Raw genomic sequence first — 21274 nt, 5'->3', positions numbered from 1 at the left:
AAGCCGGTTTGGCGGCGTTCCCGCGCATGGCAGCCGGCCGCTGCTACCTGATCGGCGCACGCGGAAGCACGGCCTCTCCGGCCTCGAGCCGGTAGGTATGGTCGAGCGAATACCAAGGCAATGAGGCGTCCTTCGCCGTCGGATGCGGCGTATCGTGGCGCACGAACTTGCCGATCAGCGCCTGTGTCACACCGAACTGCACGTCGCTGTCGATATGGGGGTCGCTGGGATCATAGACCTGCGAGATCAGCACCTTGAATCCCGGCTTGAAGATCAGGGCATGCAGATGCGCGGGACGATAGGGGTGGCGGGCCTGCGCCGCGAGCAGGCGGCCGACGACACCGTCGGTCGGAATGGGATAGCCGACCATCATCACCGAGCGGAAGGAAAAGCGCCCGTCGGAATCGGTCGTGAACTTGCCGCGCAGGTTCATGTCGGCCTGCTCGGGGTCCTGGTTCTCGTAAAGGCCGACCGGCGAGGCGTGCCAGACATCGACCTCGGCACCGGCGACCGGCCGGCCGTCCTTATCGACGACGCGGCCGCTGACGAACAGCGTGGCTCCCGGTGTCTGCGAGCGCACGATCGATCCGCCATTCTCGACCCGGGGCGAATTCAACCGCCAGAACGGGCCGAGCAATGATTGATCGGTCTCCGTATTGCCCTGATCGCCGTTGTTGAGCAGGCACACCAGCGAGGAGACGCCGAGCGACCCCGCCATCAGCACGACTTCGTTATGCGTGTCGGTGGTCAGCTTGCCGAGCTCGGCCACGATCGCCGCGGCGTCGCGGAACTCCTTCTCGGTCAGCCTGACATCGCGGACGAAGGCATGCAAATGCTTGACCAGGGAGAGCATGATCTCGCGCAGCCGCGGATCGGATGTCCGCTCCATTACCGCCAGGGCCGCGGCCGTGACGTCCTTCTCCCGCTCGATGATCACAGGCTATTTTCTCCCTGTCTTTCCGGAACGCGAGAGAAATGCGCGAGCCCGGGCTCTTCGCCTATCCCCGCAAAGAGCGGGGAGAGGCGAAGGAGAGAGTTCAATTCAGCTTCTCGATCGCAACCGCGACGCCCTGGCCGACGCCGACGCACATGGTGGCGAGTGCGAGCTTGCCGCCGCGCTTCTCCATGCCGTGCACGGCAGTGAGCGCGAGGCGAGCGCCGCTCATGCCGAGCGGATGGCCGAGCGCGATGGCGCCGCCATGCGGATTGACGAAATCGGCGTCATCGGCGACGCCGAGCTGGCGCATGCAGGCGATGCCCTGCGAAGCGAAAGCTTCGTTCAGCTCGATCAGGTCGAAATCGCTGATCTTCTTAGCCAGCCGTTCCATCAGCTTGCGGGTCGCCGGCACCGGGCCGATGCCCATGATCCGCGGCGGCACGCCGGCCGAGGCGAGCCCGAGGATGCGGGCGCGGGGCGTCAGGCCGTGCTTCCTGACCGCGGCTTCCGAGGCCAGGATCATGGCGGCGGCGCCGTCATTGACGCCGGAGGCGTTGCCGGCCGTGACGGTGCCGGGATTGCGCACGATCGGCTTCAGTTTTGCCAAACCTTCCAGCGTGGTCTCAGGACGCGGATGCTCGTCCTTGTCGATGGTGATCGGGCCGGCCTTGCCGCCGGGAATGGTGATGGGCGTGATTTCTTCCGCGAAATAGCCGGCGGCGATCGCTGCGCCTGCGCGCTGCTGCGAGCGGATGGCGAAGGCGTCCTGGTCCGCGCGCGAGACCTGGAACTCCTCGGCGACGTTCTCGCCGGTCTCCGGCATCGCATCGACGCCATACTGCGCCTTCAGCAGCGGATTGATGAAGCGCCAGCCGATCGTGGTGTCGAAGATTTCGGCCGAGCGCGAGAAGGCTTCCTGCGCCTTGCCCATCACGAAGGGCGCGCGGGTCATCGATTCGACGCCGCCGGCAATCGCGAGATCGATCTCGCCGGAACGAATGGCGCGGCCCGCGGCGCCGACCGCATCGAGGCCCGAGGCGCAGAGCCGGTTCAGAGTCTGGCCGGGAACCGAATCCGGCAGGCCCGCCAGCAGCAGCGCCATGCGCGCGACGTTGCGATTGTCCTCGCCGGCCTGGTTGGCGCAGCCGAAGAACACCTCGTCCACCTGTGCCCAATCGAGATTGGGGTGCTTGGCCATCAGCGCCTTGATCGGGGCGGCGGCGAGATCGTCGGCGCGCACCTTGGCGAGCGAGCCGCCGAAACGGCCGATCGGGGTCCGCACGGCATCGCAGATAAAGACGTCACGCATCGTTGTTCTCCCTGAATGCCGCGATCCGGCCAAATTCTTCAATGTCGGCGGAGTTTTAGGAGGGCGCCCGCGGCAGGTCAATTGACGGTTTCGCGGAGCAGACGTCATTCCGGGGCGCGCCATTTGGCGCAAACCCGGAATCCATTTGTCGGCGTGACGTGCGGCCCGATGGATTCGGGGCCTGCGCCGTTCCGGCGCATCCCGGAATGACGGCGGAAAATGTGGCAGCCGCATGCGCTACACGGACAACGTGGAAAACCTTCGCTTCCCCGGCAAAGCAAATAGGAGCAGGTGCCGAAATTTTGTAGGTTGCGCCGCCCATGACGATGCAACAGCCGATACAAGTTCCGCCCGCCGATGACACGCCCGCGCCGCAGGCCGAGGCTGCCGCGCGCGTCACGCCGATGATGGAGCAGTATCTGGAGATCAAGGCGGCGCATCAGGGCTTGCTGCTGTTCTACCGGATGGGCGACTTCTACGAGCTGTTCTTCGAGGATGCCGAGATCGCCTCGAGGACGCTCGGCATCGTCCTGACCAAGCGCGGCAAGCACCAGGGCGCGGATATCCCGATGTGCGGCGTGCCGGTCGAGCGCTCAGAGGATTATCTGCATCGTCTCATCAGCGCCGGGCATCGGGTCGCGGTCTGCGAGCAGACCGAGGATCCCGCGGCGGCGAAAGCGCGCGGCAACAAGAGCGTGGTACGCCGCGGCGTGGTGCGGCTGGTGACGCCGGGCACGCTGACCGAGGACACGCTGCTGGATGCGCGCGCCAATAATTACCTGCTGGCGATCGCGCGCGCCCGCTCCTCCGCCGGCGGCGACCGCTTCGGCCTTGCCTGGATCGACATCTCGACGGCCGAATTCATGGTCACCGAGGTCTCGGGCGGCGAGCTCGCCGCGACGCTGGCGCGCATCAACCCGAACGAGGCGATCGTCACCGACGCGCTCTTTGGCGACAACGAGCTCGGCCAGACCTTGCGCGAGCTGCCGGCCGTGACGCCGCTGACCCGCGACGTCTTCGACGGCGCCACCGCCGAGAAGCGGCTCTGCGACTACTTTGCCGTCGCGACCATGGACGGGCTCGCGCAGCTGACGCGACTGGAGGCCACCGCGGCGGCCGCCGCCGTCACCTATGTCGACCGCACCCAGGTCGGCAAGCATCCGCCGCTCTCGCCGCCCGCGCGCGAAGCCTCGGGTGCGACCATGGCGATCGATCCGGCGACGCGCGCCAATCTCGAGCTGACGCGGACGCTCGCCGGCGAACGCCGCGGCTCGCTGCTCGACGCGATCGACTGCACCGTGACCTCGGCAGGCTCCCGCCTGCTGGCGCAGCGTCTGGCGGCGCCGCTGACCGATGCGCCGGCGATCGCGCGGCGGCTAGACGCAGTCAGCACCTTCGTGGCCGATTCCGCCGCGCGCGAGGACATCCGCAGCATCCTGCGCGGCGCGCCCGACATGTCGCGCGCTCTGGCCAGACTCTCGGTCGGCCGCGGCGGGCCGCGCGACCTCGCCGGCATCCGCGACGGCATCATCGCCGCCGACCAGGTGCTGACGCGGCTCGCCGAAATGGATCAGCCGCCGCAGGAAATCGCGGCGGTGATGGCGGCGCTGCAGCGGCCGTCGCGCGCCCTCGCAGCCGAGTTCGCCAGCGCGCTCGACGAGCAGCTGCCGCTGATCAAGCGCGACGGCGGCTTCGTGCGCCAGGGCTACGAGCCGGCGCTCGACGAAGCGCGCAACCTGCGCGATGCCTCGCGCCTCGTGGTCGCCTCGATGCAGGCGCGCTACGCCGATGCGACCTCCGTCAAGGGTCTCAAGATCCGGCACAACAACGTGCTCGGCTATTTCGTCGAGGTCACCGCCCAGCACGGCGACAAGCTGATGTCGCCGCCGCTGAACGCGACCTTCATCCATCGCCAGACGCTGGCGGGACAGGTGCGCTTCACCACGTCCGAGCTCGGGGAGATCGAGGCCAAGATCGCCAATGCCGGCGACCGCGCGCTCGGCCTCGAGCTCGAGATCTTCGAGCGGCTCTGCGGCAAGGCGCTCGCGATCAGCGACGATCTGCGCGCCGCGGCGCAAGGCTTTGCGCTGCTCGACGTCGCGACGTCACTGGCCAAGCTCGCCGTGGACGAGAACTATGTGCGGCCCGAGGTCGACGGTTCGCTCAGCTTTGCGATCGAGGCCGGCCGCCACCCCGTGGTCGAGCAGGCGCTCAAGCGCAACGGCGAGCCGTTCATCGCCAATGCCTGCGACCTGTCGCCGGCGCCGGCGCAGAAGTCAGGCCAGCTCTGGCTGCTCACCGGTCCCAACATGGCCGGTAAATCGACCTTCCTGCGCCAGAACGCGCTGATCGCCTTGATGGCCCAGATCGGCAGCTTCGTGCCGGCGACGCGCGCGCGGATCGGCATCGTCGACCGCCTGTTCTCGCGCGTCGGCGCCGCCGATGATCTCGCCCGCGGCCGCTCCACCTTCATGGTGGAGATGGTCGAGACCGCGGCGATCCTGAACCAGGCCGGCGAGCGCTCGCTCGTCATCCTGGATGAGATCGGCCGCGGCACCGCGACCTTCGACGGCCTCTCGATCGCCTGGGCCGCGATCGAGCATCTGCACGAGAGCAACCGCTGCCGAACCTTGTTCGCGACGCATTATCACGAGCTGACCGCGCTCGCGGCGAAACTGCCGCGGATGTTCAACGCCACGGTGCGGGTGAAGGAATGGCAGGGCAACGTCGTGTTCCTGCACGAGGTGCTGCCGGGCTCGGCCGACCGCTCCTACGGCATCCAGGTGGCGAAACTCGCCGGCCTGCCGCCGGCGGTGATCACGCGCGCCAAATCGGTGCTGTCCAAGCTGGAGGCGCAGGACCGCGGCCAGACCGCGCGAGCCCTGGTGGACGATCTGCCGCTGTTCGCTGTCCCTTCGCGCGCCGCCACTGAAGCCGCGCCGCCGAGCGAAGCGGAGCTGCTGATGGAGGCGGTGAAGGCGCTGCACCCCGACGAGATGTCGCCGCGCGAGGCGCTCGATGCTCTGTATGCGCTGAAGGCGAAACTGCCGAAGCAGTGACGGTGCCGTAGGGTAGGCGAAGCGGAGCGTGCCCACCGCTCCATGAAGCGATCGGGGAGAGATGGTGGGCACGGCGCGCAAAGAGCGCACCTTTGCCCACCCTGCAATTCCGAGCCCGGCCTAGCCCCGCGCCGCGATCGCCGCGGCTTCCGCGGCGGCGCGCTGCATGCTGGTCGACATCTCGTTGGTCACCGTGCTCTGCTCCTCGATCGCGGCGGCGGTCGAGGTCACGTACTCGCTGACATTGTTGATCGCCTGCTTGATCGAGCCGAGCGCGCTGACGACGTCGCCGGAGATGCTGTTGAGGCTGCCGATCTCCTGGCCGATCTTGTCGGTCGCCTGCTTGGCCTGGTTGGCGAGGCTCTTGACCTCGGAAGCGACCACCGCGAAGCCGCGGCCGGCCTCGCCCGCGCGCGCCGATTCGATCGTGGCGTTGAGCGCGAGCAGGTTGATCTGCCCAGTGATGTTGTTGATCATCTCGACGATGCCGCTCATCGCCTGCGCGGCCTCGGTGAGGCGCTGGGCCTGCGCGTCGGCGGCGCCGACCTGCTCGACCGCGCCCATCGCGGTCTCGCGCGACTTGGTCATGGCCTCGGAGATCTCCCGCACCGAGGCGTTGAGCTCCTCCGAGCCGGCGGCGACCGATTCCATCATGCCCCGCACGCGCTCGTTGCCCATGCGGACCAGGACCTGCTTGGTGACGTCGGTGGCGTATTTCACGACCTTGAACGGCTTGCCGTTGAGGTCGAGGATCGGATTGTAGGAGGCCTGGATGTAGACCTCCTTGCCGCCCTTGCCGATGCGCTTGTACTCCGCCGCCTGGTACTCGCCACGATTGAGCGCGGCCCAGAACTCGCGATAGCCGGCACCGTCGCGCTCGGAGGGCTCGACGAACATGCTGTGGTGGCGGCCCTTGATCTCGGCCAGCGAATAGCCGAGCGCGCCGAGGAAGTTGGCGTTGGCGGTGATGATCGTGCCGTCCATGTTGAACTCGATCACGGCCTGGGCCTTGTCGATCGCCGCGATCTGGCCGGCGAGATCGGCATTCTTCAGCTTCTCCGCGGTGACGTCGGTCGCGAACTTGACCACGCCGTACGGCTTGCCGTTTTCGTCGAGCAACGGATTGTAGGAGGCAAGGATCCAGACCTCGCGGCCGCCCTTGCCGATCCGCTTGAACTCGCCGGCCTGGTATTCGCCGCGGTTGAGCGCGGCCCAGAATTCGCGATAGGCCGGGCTGTTTCGGTCGGCCTCGGCCACGAACAGGCTGTGATGCTTGCCCTTGATCTCGTCGAGCGAATAGCCGAGCGCCTTGCAGAAATTCTCGTTGGCCGAGAGGATGGTGCCGTCGAGCTTGAACTCGATGACGGCCTGGGCGCGGCTGATGGCAGCGATCTTGGAGGCGTCCGTCATGCTGCGGATCTTCTTCGCGGTGATGTCGGTCGCAATCTTGGCGACCATCACCGTCTTGCCGTTGCCGTCGAGCACCGGATTGTAGGATGCCTCGATCCAGACCTCGTGGCCGTCTTTCGCGATCCGCTTGAACTCGCGCGCCTGATACTCGCCACGGTTCAATGCGGCCCAAAACGCCTTGTACTCGGCGCTGTCGCGCTGGTCGGCCGGCACAAACATCGAGTGATGCTTGCCCTGGATCTCCTCGAGACGGTAGCCGAGTGCGTCGAGAAAATTCTTGTTGGCCGTGATGATCGTCCCATCAAGATTGAACTCGATCATCGCCTGCGAACGGCCGATGGCATCGAGCCGCGATTGTGCATCAGTGTGGAATTTACGGCCGAACATCAGGAAATCTCCATCTCGAATTGAGCCGAAGGGGGATATGCTCGTCAGTATCGAGGAACTGATCGCGCAGCAGTGCTGACATATTCCAATCTGCGTCTCCCCCAGATCCGATTGGAAGGTCCGTCGCGATGGTCGGACAGCAACGAAGCGGGCGAGCAGCCTGATTCTTACGGCAAAAGCTCGAACAAAGTTCTAATTTTACTGTCGGGAATTCGACGGGGGTTATCAGCATGTCAGCGCGAGGAGCCGCTGGAGCTCACACCGGAACAGTACGGCAGGACTTGAAATGATGGCGCTCATTCAACGGTTGATCCGAGCGGGCCACATCGGCTTCTCGCGACGTCGCGTCGCGCATATCCGTAGTCTCACGGCATCGGCCGCGTGCGGCGCAAGGCGCGCCGTCCTATTCTCCACAGCGTCAGATTCCATGCCACGCAGGTTGCGAGCGCGAGGCACAAGCCGGCGGCGGAGCCGAACCACACGACTGCAACGTGCAGGACCGCAATCGCCATGCCAAATCCGAGCAGGCCCCAGGCGGAGTTGGCGAGCACGGCAGCGGTCGGCGGTCCACCGATGCGCGGATGCAGGATGACCATGATGCTGGAGAACACCACGGGAAAGAGTGCAATGATGCCGCTGATGCGCGGGCCGACCCAACTCGATGTCGAAACCACGATGGCGACAAGGGTCGCAACCAGCGCAGCGCGCATCGGCACATCGTACCAGCGGCGCGTCACCAGCGGCATCTTCGCATGGCGATAGCGCGCGAGCAGTGGAATGCAGATGCCGAACGCGATCAGATTGGCGGCGAGCCCCGCGGCGAGCGACCAGTCGAACTGGCGGATGATCGAGGCCATCCCGATCCATACCGCGAAAGCGCTTCCGCAGCTCACCACGAGAGTGTGCCGCTGCGACAGCACAACGTAAGTGAGGCACATCAAGATCGTTGCCGCATTGACCGGCAGACTCGCCAGCGCGCCCTGGGCGACGAACGCGGCGTCATGATCGATCGCAAGGAAGACGTAGGACGGCCCGGCCGAGACCGGCAGGGTCGCGATCAGCGCGCCGATCACGGGTCCCGAGCGTTCGGTGATGATCGATGCCGTCACCACGAACGCCGCCGCGATCGCCATGCGCAGGAGCAGGAAGAGGAGGAAGTGGAGGTCGAGGGACATTTTATCTGTCATTCCGGGGCGCGCGAAGCGCGAGCCCGGAATCCATAACCACAGGCCATGGTGGCTTAAGAGCTAGGAGCAACGACCGTCCGAAAATCCCGACGGCCGGGGATTATGGGTCCCGGGCTCGCGCCAAGCGGCGCGCCCCGGGACGACACCAATCGGTGGAATGACGACCTGCGTCTTACATCCTTTGCATCGACACCGAAACCTTCGGGCCGTTCTTGATGGTCTGATAGACCACGCAATACCGCTCGGTGAGTTTGAGCAGCAGATCGAGCTTGTCCTGCGGCGCTGACGTGTCGACCTCGAAGCGCAGGCGGATCTCGGCGAAGCCGACCGGGGTCTCCTTGTCGATGCCGAGCGTGCCGCGGAAATCGAGATCGCCCTCGGCGTAGACGTTGCCGGTCTTCAAGGGCACCTCGATCGCGGTCGCGACCGATTTCAGCGTGACGCCGGCACAGGCGACCAGGGCTTCGAGCAGCATGTCGCCGGAGCAAAGCTCGAGGCCGGAACCGCCTGTGCCCGGATGCAGGCCGGCCATCGCGATAGCGCGGCCGGTCTCGACCTTGCACGCAATGCCTTCGCTATCGGTGGAGCCCTTGGCCTTCAGCGTGATCAGCGCAGCCTTGGGATCGGTCTTGTAGCGCTCCTTGATCGGGGCCTGCATCTGGCGCAGCTCTGCAGCGTCCATCTTGTTCTCTCCCGGGGATATCGACGATCGGTATAGAGCGCGATTGGTTTTGTGTCAGCCCATGATTGGTGGAGGCAGTCATGACCAGCCGGGATCCAGGACAAAAATCTGAGCACATTCATGACGTTACCCCAGGCGCCGATATCGGTATCGAAGCCGATTCATCTGCATGGCGAAACTCGCCGGTCGTCCCTTGCGAATGTCTCGTGACAGCGCCTGTCACCTCTTATATCCGGTAAGACATGGACAGCGTCGCGACTGAGCAGAAGCCACAGGTGGACGAGCGCTTCGATACCGCGCGGATCACCGCCGCGGTCGATGCGCTTGCCGAGAAGCACGAGGGGCGCGAGGACGCGTTCCGCACGGCGATGGCGCTATTGCTCAAGGCGGAGCTGATCGCGGCGCGCGCCGCCGCCCAGGCGATCCTTCTGAAGGACCGCCACGGCCGCCGCTGCGCCGAGCGGCTGTGCCACGTGCAGGACGAGATCATCCGCATCCTGTATTCGGCCGCGACGCGCCATCTCTACCGCTCGCCGATCCCGAGCGGCGCCGAGCGCATGGCGGTGGTGGCGACCGGCGGCTACGGCCGCGGGCTGATGGCGCCGGAATCGGACATCGATCTGCTCTTCATCCTGCCCTACAAGCAGACCGCCTGGGGCGAGCAGGTCGCCGAAGCGATCCTCTATTGCCTCTGGGACATGGGGTTGAAGGTCGGCCACGCCACGCGATCGGTCGATGAATCGATCCGGCAGGCGCGCGGCGACATGACCATCCGGACCGCGATCCTGGAGACGCGCTTCCTGACCGGCGACAAGCCGCTCTACGACGACCTGGTCGAGCGCTTCGACAAGGAAGTGGTGCAGGGCACCGCGTCCGAATTCGTCACCGCAAAGCTCGCCGAGCGCGAGGAGCGACACCGCCGCGGCGGCCAGTCGCGTTATCTGGTCGAGCCCAACGTCAAGGACGGCAAGGGGGCCTTGCGCGACCTGCACACACTGTTCTGGATCGCCAAATACGTCTACCGCGTCCGCGACACCCACGAGCTGGTCGGGCGCGGCGTGTTCGACGCGCAGGAATATCGCAGCTTCCGCCGCTGCGCCGACTTCCTCTGGTCGGTGCGCTGCAACCTGCATTTCTACTGTGGCCGCGCCGAGGAGCGCCTCTCCTTCGATCTCCAGCGCGAGATCGCGATACGTCTCGGCTACACCTCGCATCCGGGCATGCAGGACGTCGAGCGCTTCATGAAGCACTACTTCCTGGTCGCCAAGGAAGTCGGCAACCTCACCGCCATCCTCTGCGCCAAGCTCGAGGACCAGCAGGCCAAGCCCGCGCCGGTGCTGAGCCGGGTGATGGCGCGGCTGCGACCGAGCGCAGTGAAGCGGCGCGTCCCCGACAGCGACGACTTCATCGTCGACAACAACCGCATCAATGTTGCCGCGCCCGACGTGTTCAAGCACGACCCGGTCAATCTGATCCGCATCTTCCGCCTCGCGCAGAAGAACAACCTTGCCTTCCATCCGGATGCGATGCGCGACGTGACGCGCTCGCTCGGCCTGATCAATGCGGGCTTGCGCGAAAATCCCGAGGCCAACCGGCTGTTCATGGAGATCCTGACCTCGGACAATGCCGAGATCGTGCTGCGGCGGATGAACGAGACCGGCGTGCTCGGTCACTTCATCCGCGCCTTCGGCAAGATCGTCTCGATGATGCAGTTCAACATGTATCATCACTACACCGTCGACGAGCACCTGATCCGCTGCATCGGCTTCCTCCAGGACATCGAGCGCGGCGGCATCGAGGAGTTCGCGCTGGCGAGCGACCTGTTCCGCAAGATCCGGCCCGAGCACCGCGCGGTGATCTACATCGCAACGCTGCTGCACGACGTCGCCAAGGGCCGTCCCGAGGACCACTCCATCGCCGGCGCCAAGGTGGCGCGGCGGCTCTGCCCGCGGCTCGGCTTCAGCCCGGCCGATACCGAGCTCGTGGCCTGGCTGATCGAGGAGCACCTGACGATGTCCACGGTCGCGCAGTCGCGCGACCTCTCCGATCGCAAGACCATCGAGAATTTCGCTGCCGTGGTGCAGTCTGTGGAGCAGATGAAGCTCTTGACCATCCTGACCACCGCCGACATCCGCGGGGTCGGCCCTGGCGTGTGGAACGGCTGGAAGGCGCAGCTCTTGCGCTCGCTATACTACGAGACCGAGCCGGTGCTGACCGGCGGCTTCTCAGAGGTCGACCGCGGCAAGCGCCTCGCCGCTGCGCACGCCGAATTCCGCATGGCCTTCGCCGAATGGCCGAACGACGAGCTCGACGCCTATATCGGCCGGCACTATCCGGCCTACTGGCTCAAGGTCGAGCTGCCGCGCAAGATCCGGCACGCCCGCTTCGTCCGCTCCAGCGAGCAGGCCGGCCACAAGCTCGCGATCAATGTCGGTTTCGACGAGGTGCGCGGCGTCACCGAGCTGACGATCTTCGCCGCCGACCATCCCTGGCTGCTGTCGATCATCGCGGGCGCCTGCGCCTCGGCCGGCGCCAACATCGTCGACGCCCAGATCTACACCACGACCGACGGCCGCGCGCTCGACACCATCTCGATCTCGCGCGAATACGACCGCGACGAGGACGAGGGACGGCGCGCCACGCGCATCGGTGAGATGATCGAGGACGTGCTGGAGGGCAAGCTGCGCCTGCCCGAAGTGGTGGCGCGGCGCACCGTGCGCAGCAAGGCGAAGCCTTTCGTGATCGAACCAGAGGTGACGATCAACAACCAATGGTCCGATCGCTACACCGTGATCGAGGTCTCCGGGCTCGACCGGCCCGGCCTGCTCTACGAGCTGACCACCGCGATCTCCAAGCTCAATCTCAACATCGCCTCGGCCCATGTCGCGACCTTCGGCGAGCGCGCGCGCGACGTGTTCTACGTCACCGACCTCCTGGGCGCCCAGATCAACGCGCCGACGCGCCAGGCCGCGATCAAGAGCGCGCTGACCCATGTGATGGCCGGCGACAAGGCGGTGCAGCCGGCGGCTTGAACCAGCCTCGCAATCCCAAAAGGCTCAGCCGCAATGACTGATTACCTTCCGGTCGAATCTTATATAATCCAGCGCCTCGAACAGGGCGGATGGCGTGTGATCGAACGGCGCGCTGACCTAACAGACATTCCGATCGCCGACTTTGTTTCGCTTCGAGACGCAGAGGAATGGGTTGACTGGAAACAGGGGGATCCGCGCATTAACCCGAACAGCATCTGAGCTGCGCGTCAAATCTCCACCCCCTCGTGCCGCAGCAGCCATCTCTTCCGCTCGAGGCCACCACCATACTTCACCAGCGAACCGTCCGCTCCGATCAGGCGATGGCACGGGAGCACCACACTGATCGGATTTGAGCCGTTGGCGTGGCCGACGGCTCGTATCGCCCTGGGCATGTCGATCTTCGCGGCGAGCGCGCCGTAACTCATCGTGGTGCCGGCGGGGATCTGCGCGAGCGCGGTCCAGACTTTTTGCTGGAACGGCGTGCCGGCGATACGCCATGCGATGCTCTGGAGCTGACCGAGATCACCGTCGAAATAGCGCGAGAGTGCGGTCCGCATGTCCGACGGCGCAGGCTGATCACGCAGATCCACTGTGCCATAGTGCAGGCGCAGCAGATCGCGCATGCGGTGCTCATAGTCTTCCCAGTCGAGCGCGCGCAGCTTGCCCTCGGCATCGGTGACGAGCAGCGCAATCCCGATCGGCGTCGCCAGGTGGTCGAGACCGAAGCGTTCAGGCACCTTGGTTGATCGAGCGGACATTGCGGCACCAGCAATCGAAACACATCGATCGCACTTGCCACGGCGGCCGTGCTAACGTCCACCCGAAAGCTGATGCTTTTGGGGGAGCTCGCCTTGATCCTGATCGCCAATATCCTGGTGGCGCTGGTCGCGGCGCTGCACGTCTTCTTCCTCGTCCTGGAGATGTTTCTCTGGGACAAGCCGCTGGGCCTGAAGGTGTTTCGGAATTCGCCCGAGAAGGCCGAGATCACCAGGGTGCTGGCCGCCAATCAGGGTCTCTATAACGGCTTCCTCGCGGCCGGCCTGGTCTGGGGCCTGTTCCACGGCAACCCGGCCTTCGCATTCCAGATCAAGGTGTTCTTCCTGCTCTGCGTGATCGTGGCCGGCGCCTATGGCGCGGCGACCGTCAGCACGCGGATCCTGATCGTGCAGGCGCTGCCGGCGGCAATCGCGCTGATTGCGATGTTTCTCGCCTGAGACGCTACGGCACAGCGCCGCGATCCTTGCGCTGCGGCGAAGCTTCCTCCACAATCTTCGGCAGCGATGGCGACCGTTGCAATCAACGGAGAAAGACCATCGGCCGATAATTCCGTCAGGAGGAACGTTCCAATATGAACAATCGCAGAGCCTTCTTAGCTGCCACGGCGGCGTTCGCCGTCGCAGTCTCGACCAGCCAGGCCCTCGCCCAGAAGAAATACGACACCGGCGCAAGCGACACCGAGATCAAGATTGGCCAGACCGTGCCGTTCTCCGGCGCCTATTCGGTCTACGCCAATATCGGCAAGACCCAGGCCGCATATTTCAGGATGATCAACGATCAGGGCGGCATCAACGGCCGCAAGATCAACCTGATCCAGTATGACGACGCCTATTCGCCGCCGAAGACCGTCGAGCAGGTGCGCAAGCTGGTCGAGGGCGACGAGGTCCTGTTCACCTTTCAGCTGATCGGCACAGCCGCGAACGCCGCCGTGCAGAAGTACCTCAACGGCAAGAAGGTACCTCAGCTGCTGGCCTCGACCGGCGCCGCGCGCTTCAACGATCCGCAGAACTATCCTTGGACCATCGCTTACAATCCCAACTATGTGTCCGAGGGGCGGATCTACGCAAAATACATTCTCGCCAATCACCCCAACGCCAAGATCGGCGTGCTCTACCAGAACGACGACATGGGCCGCGACTATCTTGCCGGCCTCAAGAGCGGCCTCGGCGACAAGGCCAACATGATCGTCGGCGAGGTGTCGTATGAGGTGACCGACCCCACCGTCGACTCGCAGGTGGTGAAGCTGAAGTCGATGGGCGTCGACCTGTTCTATAACGCCTCGACGCCGAAATTCGCGGCGCAGGCGATCAAGAAGCTTGCCGATCTCGGCTGGACGCCAGTGCACATCCTCGACATCAATGCGAGCCCGATTTCGGCGACGCTGAAGCCGGCAGGCCTCGACATCTCCAAGGGCATCATCTCGACCAATTACGGCAAGGAGCCGAGCGACCCGCAGTGGAAGGACGATCCCGGCGTGAAGGCTTTCTTCGCTTTCATGGACAAGTATTTCCCGGAAGGTGACAAGCTCAACACCATCAACACCTACGCCTATTCGGTCGCCGAGCTCTTGGTGCAGGTCTTGAAGCAATGCGGCGACGATCTGACGCGTGCGAACATCATGAAGCAGGCCGCCAATATCAAGGGCTACACGCCGAGCCTGGCGCTGCCCGGCATCAAGATCAACACCGGGCCGAACGACTACCGCGTCAACAAGCAGATGCAGATGATGAAGTTCAACGGCGAGCGCTGGGAGCTGTTCGGACCGATCATCGAGGACACCGGCCCGTCGGGCTAGAACGCATCTGCCTCTGCGACGTCATGCCCGGGCTTGTCCCGGGCATCCACGTTCTTGGGGCGTCAAGGAAGCCGTGGATGGCCGGGTCAAGCCCGGCCATGACGATCGAGAGAGCCTCCTACTTGGCGTTCAGGTCGGTATCTCTCCAAAGTTCTTCCCGACCGGCAGCACGGCGTGCCGGATCAGCCGCGAATCCTCCACCGCGGCCTGGCGGTGCTTCACCGCCTCACGATAGACGGGGTCGCGGATCATCTCGACGAAGGCGGCGACGGTTGGATATTCGGCGATGAAGCAATGGTCCCAGCGTTCCTCCTGCGGGCCGATCAGCATCAGCTCGAATTTGCCCTGCCAGACGATGCGCCCGCCGAGCCGTTCGAACACCGGGCCGCTTTCGCGGCCATAGGCCGCATAGGCTTCCGCGCCGCTGGCCTTGCGGCCGTCGGGATAGGCCGCCTCTTTGCGCAGGCGCACCAGGTTGAGCATGTGGATCGGGCCCGGCCGATCGTTCTCCCGGAATTGCGCGAAGATCTCCTTGGTCGGATCGATATGGCCCATGGCGCTCCCTCATCTTATTGATACGAGCGATCCTAGCCTTGCGGCCCCCGAAGCGGAACTGCGGCCGGCGAATGCCGCATCTCCTAATCGTGCGTTAACGCCGGGGTAACCCGGCCTTAAACAGCGACCGCTAGCGTCTCGGCGGGGCGGGCTGACCGGGCGTTTTGCGTATGGCGTGGGGAAAGAAAAAGGGTGCGCGGAAGGAGCCGCTGTTCGGCTTGCCCGCGGCGCTCGCCGATCTGCGGCTCACCCCGGCAGACCGCGTTCCCGGCGGCGACGACAAGCCGAAGAAATCCGCGAAACCATCCGCCAAGCGCAAGAGCGAGGATGCCGGCACCGAGCCGCCGCGCGAGCGCAAGGCGCCAGCCGGCCGCAGCGGCGCCAAGCGTCGAGCGAAGTCGCGTGGCGGGTTCGGTCTCGGCCGCCTTGTCTATTGGGGCGCGGTGCTGAGCCTGTGGGGCGTCATCGCGGTGATCGGCGTCGTGATCTATGTCGGCGCGCATCTGCCGCCGATCCAGTCGCTGGAGATCCCGAAGCGCCCGCCAACGATCCAGATCGTCGGCATCGACGGCAGCATTCTGGCCCAGCGCGGCGAGATGGCCGGCGCCAATGTCGCGCTGAAGGATCTGCCGCCGTATTTGCCCAAGGCGTTCATCGCGATCGAGGATCGCCGCTTCTATTCGCATTTCGGCATCGACCCGGTCGGCATCCTGCGCGCGCTCGTCACCAATTTGCTTCATCGCGGCGTCTCGCAGGGCGGCTCGACCTTGACGCAGCAGCTCGCGAAAAACCTGTTCCTGACCCAGGAGCGCACTATCCGGCGCAAGCTGCAGGAGGTGGAGCTCGCGATCTGGCTGGAGCGCAAGCATTCCAAGGACGAGATCCTGGAGCTTTACCTCAACCGGGTCTATTTCGGCTCGGGCGCCTACGGCGTCGAGGCGGCAGCGCAGAAATATTTCGGCAAGTCGGCGAAGGCCGTGACGGTCGCGGAAGCCGCGATGCTGGCCGGCCTCGTCAAGTCGCCGTCCCGCCTTGCCCCGAACCGCAATCCGGAAGGTGCCGAAGCGCGGGCCCAGATCGTGCTCGCGGCGATGGCGGATGCGAAGTTCATCACCGACGCGCAGGCGAAGGCCTCGATCGGCCATCCCTCCTACAACGTGAAGCCGGCCGGCGCCGGCACGGTGAACTATGTCGCCGACTGGATCGGCGAGGTGCTGGACGATCTGGTCGGGCAGATCGACGAGAGCATCAAAGTCGAGACCACGATCGATCCGAAACTGCAGAGCGTGGCGGAAGCCGCCATCATCGACGAGCTCGCGGCCAAGAGCGTGAAGTTCAACGTCAGCCAGGGCGCGCTGGTGGCCATGACGCCCGACGGCGCAGTGCGCGCCATGGTGGGCGGGCGGAACTATTCCGACAGCCAGTACAACCGCGCGGTCACCGCAAAACGTCAGCCGGGCTCCTCGTTCAAGCCGTTCGTGTACCTGACCGCGCTCGAGCAGGGGCTGACGCCCGACACCATGCGCCAGGACGCGCCGATCGAGGTCAAGGGCTGGCGTCCTGAGAACTACACCCATGAATATTTCGGCGCGGTGACGCTGACCCAGGCGCTGGCGATGTCGCTCAACACCGTCGCGATCCGTCTTGGCCTCGAGGTCGGGCCGAAGAACGTGGTGCGCACCGCACACCGCCTCGGCATCTCCTCCAAGCTCGAGCCCAACGCCTCGATCGCGCTCGGCACCTCCGAAGTCTCCATGGTCGAGCTGGTCGGCGCCTATGCGCCGTTCGCCAATGGCGGCCTCGCCGTGGCGCCGCATGTCGTCACAAGGATCAGGACAGTCAGCGGCAAGCTGCTCTACATGCGCCAGGCGGAGGAGCGCAACCAGGTCATCGACCCCCGCCATGTCGGCATGATGAACGCGATGATGCGGGAGACGCTTGTTTCGGGCACTGCCAAGAAGGCGGAGATCCCGGGCTGGCCGGCGGCGGGCAAAACCGGCACCAGCCAGGATTATCGCGACGCCTGGTTCATCGGCTACACCGCGAGTCTCGTCACCGGCGTCTGGCTCGGCAACGACGACAACTCGCCGACCAAGAAGGCGACCGGCGGCGGCCTGCCGGTCGAAGTCTGGTCGCGCTTCATGAAGGCCGCGCACGAGGGCGTGCCGGTGGCGGCGTTGCCGAGCTCACCCGGCGGCTGGGGCCTGTCGAACCTCGCGCAGGCGGCCTCGCAGGTGTCGCCGCCGACGCCCGCGGCACCGCCACAACCGAACGCCGGCGGCTATCGCCCGCCGCCTCCGACGCGCGCCAATGTGCGCCCCGAGGCGGCAGCCGGGCTCGATGGCTGGCTGATGGACCGGCTGTTCGGCGGGAATCGGTAGTTGTGGGTTGGGACCCTTCGGGCCTCAAAGCACAAACTGCGAAAACAACCCCATGCACAGTAGAAGACGAGGTCCGGCGCGATGCGCGCTGGATGCTGCGAAGCGGTTGATGCGCCGGGATTAATCAGGCAAGCGGCGCAATCGTCGCGAAGTGTGGCGATAATGGAGCGGTGATGCCTGCCCACTCTCTCCTGTCATTCCCCGCGAAGGCGGGGAATCCAGTACTCCGAGGCATCGAGATTCATAACGGCTGCTGCGGCGTACTGGATCGCCCGCCTTCGCGGGCGATGACAGCGCTGGGAGCGCGGCCTGATCTGCGAGGAACTAATCCTCGACGCCATACCGGTGCAGATCATTCCCGTACGTGTCGAGCCACTTCTTGGCGCGCTCCATCGACGGGCAGACCTTGCCGCAGACGCGCCAGAAGCGCGGCGAGTGGTTCATCTCGACGAGATGGGCGACTTCGTGCGCGGCGAGGTAGTCGAGCACGAAGGGCGGGGCGAGGATCAGCCGCCAGGAGAACGACAGCGAGCCGGCCGAGGTGCAGGAGCCCCAGCGGCTGGACTGATCGCGGATCGAGAGGCGCTTGACCCTGACCCCGAGCTCGGCCGCGTAGACCTCCGCCGAGCGCTGCAGGTCGCGGCGCGCCTCGCGCTTGAGGAAATCGCTGACGCGCCGATCGACATGCTCGAGGCCGCCGGCGACGCAGAGAATGCGCTCACCGCTGTCACGCACCTCGGTCCACACCGTGCCGCGGGTGCCGGCGCGATGAACGATGCGATGCGGCGTCCCGCGCAGCGGTATCACCGTGCCCGGCTGGAACGGTGCGGCCTTCGGCAAGCGGCCGAGGCGCGCTGCGATCCACGCACCGTGACGCTGTGCGAAGTCCTTGGCCTCCGCAAGCGTGCCGCGCGGCGGCATGGTGAGGATGGCTTCGCGGTCGCTCGGATGGATTCGGAGCGTGTAACGGCGCGCGCGGCGGTGCCGGCGCAGCCGAATCGCAAAAAATTGCGATCCGTGGGTGATGACGAGGGTCTTCGGTTCGTGGGGCCTACGATAAAGGAGTGCGCGGGTGGCCATGTCTGTCAGTCCGGGGGGCAGGAGGGCGCCCGGATTCTGCCATAACCGCCGCCATGGGAAGCGCTCGGCGCAAAAACAAATCATTTGCCCAATATACAGCGGTCAGGCGTCCGGGAGACCCTACAGACTGGGGTTGGAACCGGCTTTTTTCGCCCCCGCTGGACGCATGCAACACCCCCAAGGGGTGAGGGCTGACTCACTCCTATAAAGCTACCTAAATACCGCGAATCTGGCGTGGAGTTGCGCCCGCCGGAGGCCGCGACAGGGGCCTAAATTTCGACGGGAAAGCCGAAATTCGAGGTTATTCAGCCGCAAGCGCCTGCAACGAAGCAGGATTCGCAGCCGAAACCATGAAGTCGTGAATCCGTGGCACGATCTCCGATTTGAAACGCGATCCATTGAACACGCCGTAATGTCCGACGCCCTTCTGGACGTAATGAACGCGGCGATGATCGGGAATCGCGCTGCACAATGTGTGCGTCGCCTCGGTCTGACCGAGACCGGAGATGTCGTCGTTCTCGCCTTCGACCGTCATCAACGCGACGCGCTTGACCTTGGAAGGATCGACGCGGGTTCCGCGATGGGTCATCTCGCCCTTCGGCAACGAGTGCTTCACGAACACGGTGTCGACGGTCTGCAGGTAATACTCGGCCGACAGATCCATCACCGCGAGATATTCGTCGTAGAAGTCGCGATGCTTGTCGGCGAGATCGCCGTCGCCCTTCACCAGATGGGCAAACAGCTGCTTGTGGGCATCCATGTGCCGGTCGAGATTCATGCTGATGAAGCCGTTGAGCTGCAAGAATCCTGGATAGACGTCGCGCATCATGCCCGGATGCGGGAACGGCACTTTGGTGATGACGTGGTTGCGGAACCAGTCGATGCCGCGCTCCTGGGCGAGATTGTTCACCGCTGTCGGATTGCGGCGGGTGTCGATCGGGCCGCCCATCAGCGTCATTGAGGTCGGCACGAACGGATCGCGCCGCGCTTCCATGATCGAGACCGCCGCGACGACGGGCACGGAGGGCTGGCACACCGCCATCACGTGGGTGTTGCCGCCAAGCACATGCAGCATCTCGATGACATAGTCGATGTAATCGTCGAGATCGAAGCGGCCTTCGCTCAAGGGCACCATGCGGGCATCGGCCCAGTCGGTGATGTAGACCTCATGCGCCGGCAGGAAGGCTTCGACCGTGCCGCGCAGCAGCGTCGCATAATGGCCGGACATCGGCGCCACGATCAGCACACGCGGTTGCGGACTGCGCAGCGGACGGGCGAACTTGCGGTCGAAGTAGAGCAGCTTGCAGAACGGCTTTTCCCAGACCGAGCGGATCTCGACGGGGACCCGGATGCCGTTGACCTCGGTGTCGTTGAGACCCCATTCCGGCTTGCCGTAGCGGCGCGTGGTGCGCTCGAACAATTCGCAGGCCGCGGCGACCGACTTGCCGACCTCGGTGCGCGACCAGGGATTGAGGGGGTTCTGAAACAGCAGCTTGGTCGCGTCGGTGACCGCACGCGCCGGATTGAGAGAGGCGTGCGCCATCTCGTACATCCAGTACATCGGCGTCGTCAGGGCCGGACTGCCTTCTGCCGCCAGGGGCGGTGCGCCGCCGAACTCACCAATAGGCATCGTCATATTCCTCTTCGCATCGCAGCATACTGCCGAATGCGTAATATTGCGTCAATGCATGGTTCCGTACATCTACGTGCCGAAAACCGCCAAATCAGCCTGAATCCACGGGAAAGTGACTTTATTCACCGCCCGACAGCAGCGAGCCGTGCCGCTTTGCGCTGCGCAAAAGGGCAAGGAATGCCCCTAAAGATGCAACCAAAAGGACGGCGTTGATGAGCAACGCCTCCATCATCAGATCGCTCCTAAAGGTCTGCTCGATCAGCAGCGCGCGCATGCCCTCGAAGGCATAGGTCGGCGGCAACGCCCAGGCGACGTATTGCAGCCACACCGGCAACACGCTGACGGGGTAGTAGACGCAGGCAAGCGGCAGGATTGCGAACATCAAGGTCCAGACGATGCTCTCGGCGCCGAGGCCGTTACGCACCACGAGGCCCGAGACGAAGATGCCGACCGACCAGCTCGTGAAGATCAGATTGCAGAAGAACGCGATCAGGGGCAGGCCGAGGGCATAGATGTTGAAGTGAAACAGGAACAGCGCGAGCAGGGTCATCGGAATGATGCCGATCGCAAGCCGGATCAGGCTCATGACCATGAGCGCCAACAGAAACTCGATCGGCCTCAAGGGGCTCATCATGAGATTGCCGAGGTTGCGCGCCCACATCTCCTCCAAGAACGAGATGGAGAAGCCGAGCTGGCCGCGGAACAGGATGTCCCAGAGGATGACGGCGCCGATCAGCGTGCCGCCGGCGCGCGCGAAGAAATTGGCGTTCTCGGCGATGTAATACTGGAGAAAGCCCCAGGTGATGACCTGCAGCGCCGGCCAATAGAGCAGCTCGAGCAGCCGCGGCCAGGACGACAGCAGCAGATACCAATAGCGCAGGATCATCGCGCCGATGCGGTGGAGCGAGATGCCGCGGTGGAGGGAGAGCTCGGTCATGGCCGTACCCCGTGGCCGGGATGGAAAGTGTCATCCCGGGGCGCGACGTAGTCGCGAACCCGGGATCCATTGAATTTGGCGAAGACTCGGATTTACCAGTCTCGCCTCACAGC

The 21274-nt window shown here is 65.0% G+C and carries 15 protein-coding genes; 5 read left to right on the top strand and 10 right to left on the bottom strand.

All coding sequences use genetic code 11. From position 1 onward, the window contains the following. Positions 1 to 43 precede the first annotated feature (43 nt). Both GA0061099_RS07830 and pcaF read right to left on the bottom strand, forming a co-directional pair. Positions 44 to 937 carry a dioxygenase family protein gene (locus tag GA0061099_RS07830; protein WP_036023957.1) on the bottom strand — a complete coding sequence of 298 codons (894 nt, stop codon included), beginning with the start codon at positions 935 to 937 and terminating at the stop codon, positions 44 to 46. Between the two features lie 100 nt (positions 938 to 1037). Next, positions 1038 to 2246 carry a 3-oxoadipyl-CoA thiolase gene (gene pcaF, locus GA0061099_RS07825; protein ID WP_036002283.1) on the bottom strand — a complete coding sequence of 403 codons (1209 nt, stop codon included), beginning with the start codon at positions 2244 to 2246 and terminating at the stop codon, positions 1038 to 1040. Between the two features lie 320 nt (positions 2247 to 2566). Between pcaF and mutS the strand changes: the two genes are divergently transcribed. Further along, positions 2567 to 5305 carry a DNA mismatch repair protein MutS gene (mutS, locus tag GA0061099_RS07820; protein ID WP_074447631.1) on the top strand — a complete coding sequence of 913 codons (2739 nt, stop codon included), beginning with the start codon at positions 2567 to 2569 and terminating at the stop codon, positions 5303 to 5305. Positions 5306 to 5425: 120 nt separating this feature from the next. Here mutS and GA0061099_RS07815 read toward each other — a convergent pair whose 3' ends face one another. From GA0061099_RS07815 to GA0061099_RS07805, 3 genes are all read right to left on the bottom strand, one after another. Continuing rightward, positions 5426 to 7102 (bottom strand): methyl-accepting chemotaxis protein, encoded by a 1677-nt coding sequence (locus tag GA0061099_RS07815; RefSeq protein WP_141697570.1) that lies wholly within the window; start codon positions 7100 to 7102, stop codon positions 5426 to 5428. 365 nt (positions 7103 to 7467) lie between these two features. After that, positions 7468 to 8277: a hypothetical protein gene (locus GA0061099_RS07810; RefSeq protein ID WP_036002311.1), complete on the bottom strand. Its 810-nt coding sequence runs from the start codon at positions 8275 to 8277 to the stop codon at positions 7468 to 7470. Between the two features lie 184 nt (positions 8278 to 8461). Further along, positions 8462 to 8971 (bottom strand): OsmC family protein, encoded by a 510-nt coding sequence (locus GA0061099_RS07805; protein WP_036002314.1) that lies wholly within the window; start codon positions 8969 to 8971, stop codon positions 8462 to 8464. A 242-nt stretch (positions 8972 to 9213) separates the two neighbouring features. Here GA0061099_RS07805 and GA0061099_RS07800 point away from each other — a divergent pair, with 242 nt between their 5' ends. Further along, complete coding sequence (locus GA0061099_RS07800) at positions 9214 to 12003, top strand: [protein-PII] uridylyltransferase (RefSeq protein ID WP_036023961.1); 2790 nt, start codon at positions 9214 to 9216, stop codon at positions 12001 to 12003. A gap of 227 nt (positions 12004 to 12230) precedes the next feature. On the opposite strand, the gene GA0061099_RS07790 is transcribed toward GA0061099_RS07800, so the two are convergent. Beyond that, positions 12231 to 12761, bottom strand: a complete 531-nt coding sequence (locus GA0061099_RS07790; protein ID WP_036023966.1) for a methylated-DNA--[protein]-cysteine S-methyltransferase — start codon at positions 12759 to 12761, stop codon at positions 12231 to 12233. Positions 12762 to 12833: 72 nt separating this feature from the next. Here GA0061099_RS07790 and GA0061099_RS07785 point away from each other — a divergent pair, with 72 nt between their 5' ends. Together GA0061099_RS07785 and GA0061099_RS07780 are read left to right on the top strand one after the other, a co-directional pair. Next, positions 12834 to 13217, top strand: a complete 384-nt coding sequence (locus GA0061099_RS07785; protein WP_081492917.1) for a DUF1304 domain-containing protein — start codon at positions 12834 to 12836, stop codon at positions 13215 to 13217. A 134-nt stretch (positions 13218 to 13351) separates the two neighbouring features. Further along, positions 13352 to 14575 carry an ABC transporter substrate-binding protein gene (locus GA0061099_RS07780; RefSeq protein WP_036002328.1) on the top strand — a complete coding sequence of 408 codons (1224 nt, stop codon included), beginning with the start codon at positions 13352 to 13354 and terminating at the stop codon, positions 14573 to 14575. A gap of 129 nt (positions 14576 to 14704) precedes the next feature. Here the strand turns inward: GA0061099_RS07780 and GA0061099_RS07775 are convergent, their stop codons facing one another. Beyond that, a complete protein-coding gene (locus GA0061099_RS07775; RefSeq protein WP_036002330.1) occupies positions 14705 to 15130 on the bottom strand; it encodes a DUF1330 domain-containing protein in 426 nt (141 codons plus the stop codon). A 170-nt stretch (positions 15131 to 15300) separates the two neighbouring features. On the opposite strand from GA0061099_RS07775, the gene GA0061099_RS07770 reads away from it, so the two are divergent. Beyond that, complete coding sequence (locus GA0061099_RS07770) at positions 15301 to 17511, top strand: transglycosylase domain-containing protein (protein WP_036023971.1); 2211 nt, start codon at positions 15301 to 15303, stop codon at positions 17509 to 17511. A 324-nt stretch (positions 17512 to 17835) separates the two neighbouring features. On the opposite strand, the gene GA0061099_RS07765 is transcribed toward GA0061099_RS07770, so the two are convergent. The 3 genes from GA0061099_RS07765 to GA0061099_RS07755 all read right to left on the bottom strand — a co-directional run bounded on the left by GA0061099_RS07765 (position 17836) and on the right by GA0061099_RS07755 (position 21161). Then, positions 17836 to 18675: a M48 family metallopeptidase gene (locus tag GA0061099_RS07765; RefSeq protein WP_036023974.1), complete on the bottom strand. Its 840-nt coding sequence runs from the start codon at positions 18673 to 18675 to the stop codon at positions 17836 to 17838. Between the two features lie 217 nt (positions 18676 to 18892). Beyond that, on the bottom strand, positions 18893 to 20221 hold the full coding sequence (locus GA0061099_RS07760; RefSeq protein WP_036023987.1) for a polyhydroxyalkanoate depolymerase: 1329 nt from the start codon (positions 20219 to 20221) through the stop codon (positions 18893 to 18895). 121 nt (positions 20222 to 20342) lie between these two features. Beyond that, positions 20343 to 21161, bottom strand: coding sequence for an ABC transporter permease (locus GA0061099_RS07755; protein ID WP_036023979.1), 819 nt, complete (start codon positions 21159 to 21161; stop codon positions 20343 to 20345). Positions 21162 to 21274 lie beyond the last annotated feature (113 nt).

This window comes from Bradyrhizobium yuanmingense (assembly GCF_900094575.1).
Taxonomy (GTDB): domain Bacteria; phylum Pseudomonadota; class Alphaproteobacteria; order Rhizobiales; family Xanthobacteraceae; genus Bradyrhizobium; species Bradyrhizobium yuanmingense.
This window is presented reverse-complemented; position numbering and strand designations above follow the sequence as displayed.

Bases quoted from the DNA above. Each gene is read 5' to 3' on its own strand.
- GA0061099_RS07805 (WP_036002314.1), bottom strand. From the start codon at position 8,971: ATGGACGCTGCAGAGCTGCGCCAGATGCAGGCCCCGATCAAGGAGCGC.
- GA0061099_RS07775 (WP_036002330.1), bottom strand. From the start codon at position 15,130: ATGGGCCATATCGATCCGACCAAGGAGATCTTCGCGCAATTCCGGGAG.
- pcaF (WP_036002283.1), bottom strand. From the start codon at position 2,246: ATGCGTGACGTCTTTATCTGCGATGCCGTGCGGACCCCGATCGGCCGT.
- GA0061099_RS07810 (WP_036002311.1), bottom strand. From the start codon at position 8,277: ATGTCCCTCGACCTCCACTTCCTCCTCTTCCTGCTCCTGCGCATGGCG.
- mutS (WP_074447631.1), top strand. From the start codon at position 2,567: ATGACGATGCAACAGCCGATACAAGTTCCGCCCGCCGATGACACGCCC.
- GA0061099_RS07785 (WP_081492917.1), top strand. From the start codon at position 12,834: ATGCTTTTGGGGGAGCTCGCCTTGATCCTGATCGCCAATATCCTGGTG.
- GA0061099_RS07815 (WP_141697570.1), bottom strand. From the start codon at position 7,102: ATGTTCGGCCGTAAATTCCACACTGATGCACAATCGCGGCTCGATGCC.
- GA0061099_RS07800 (WP_036023961.1), top strand. From the start codon at position 9,214: ATGGACAGCGTCGCGACTGAGCAGAAGCCACAGGTGGACGAGCGCTTC.
- GA0061099_RS07755 (WP_036023979.1), bottom strand. From the start codon at position 21,161: ATGACCGAGCTCTCCCTCCACCGCGGCATCTCGCTCCACCGCATCGGC.
- GA0061099_RS07770 (WP_036023971.1), top strand. From the start codon at position 15,301: ATGGCGTGGGGAAAGAAAAAGGGTGCGCGGAAGGAGCCGCTGTTCGGC.
- GA0061099_RS07790 (WP_036023966.1), bottom strand. From the start codon at position 12,761: ATGTCCGCTCGATCAACCAAGGTGCCTGAACGCTTCGGTCTCGACCAC.
- GA0061099_RS07780 (WP_036002328.1), top strand. From the start codon at position 13,352: ATGAACAATCGCAGAGCCTTCTTAGCTGCCACGGCGGCGTTCGCCGTC.
- GA0061099_RS07765 (WP_036023974.1), bottom strand. From the start codon at position 18,675: ATGATTTGTTTTTGCGCCGAGCGCTTCCCATGGCGGCGGTTATGGCAG.
- GA0061099_RS07760 (WP_036023987.1), bottom strand. From the start codon at position 20,221: ATGCCTATTGGTGAGTTCGGCGGCGCACCGCCCCTGGCGGCAGAAGGC.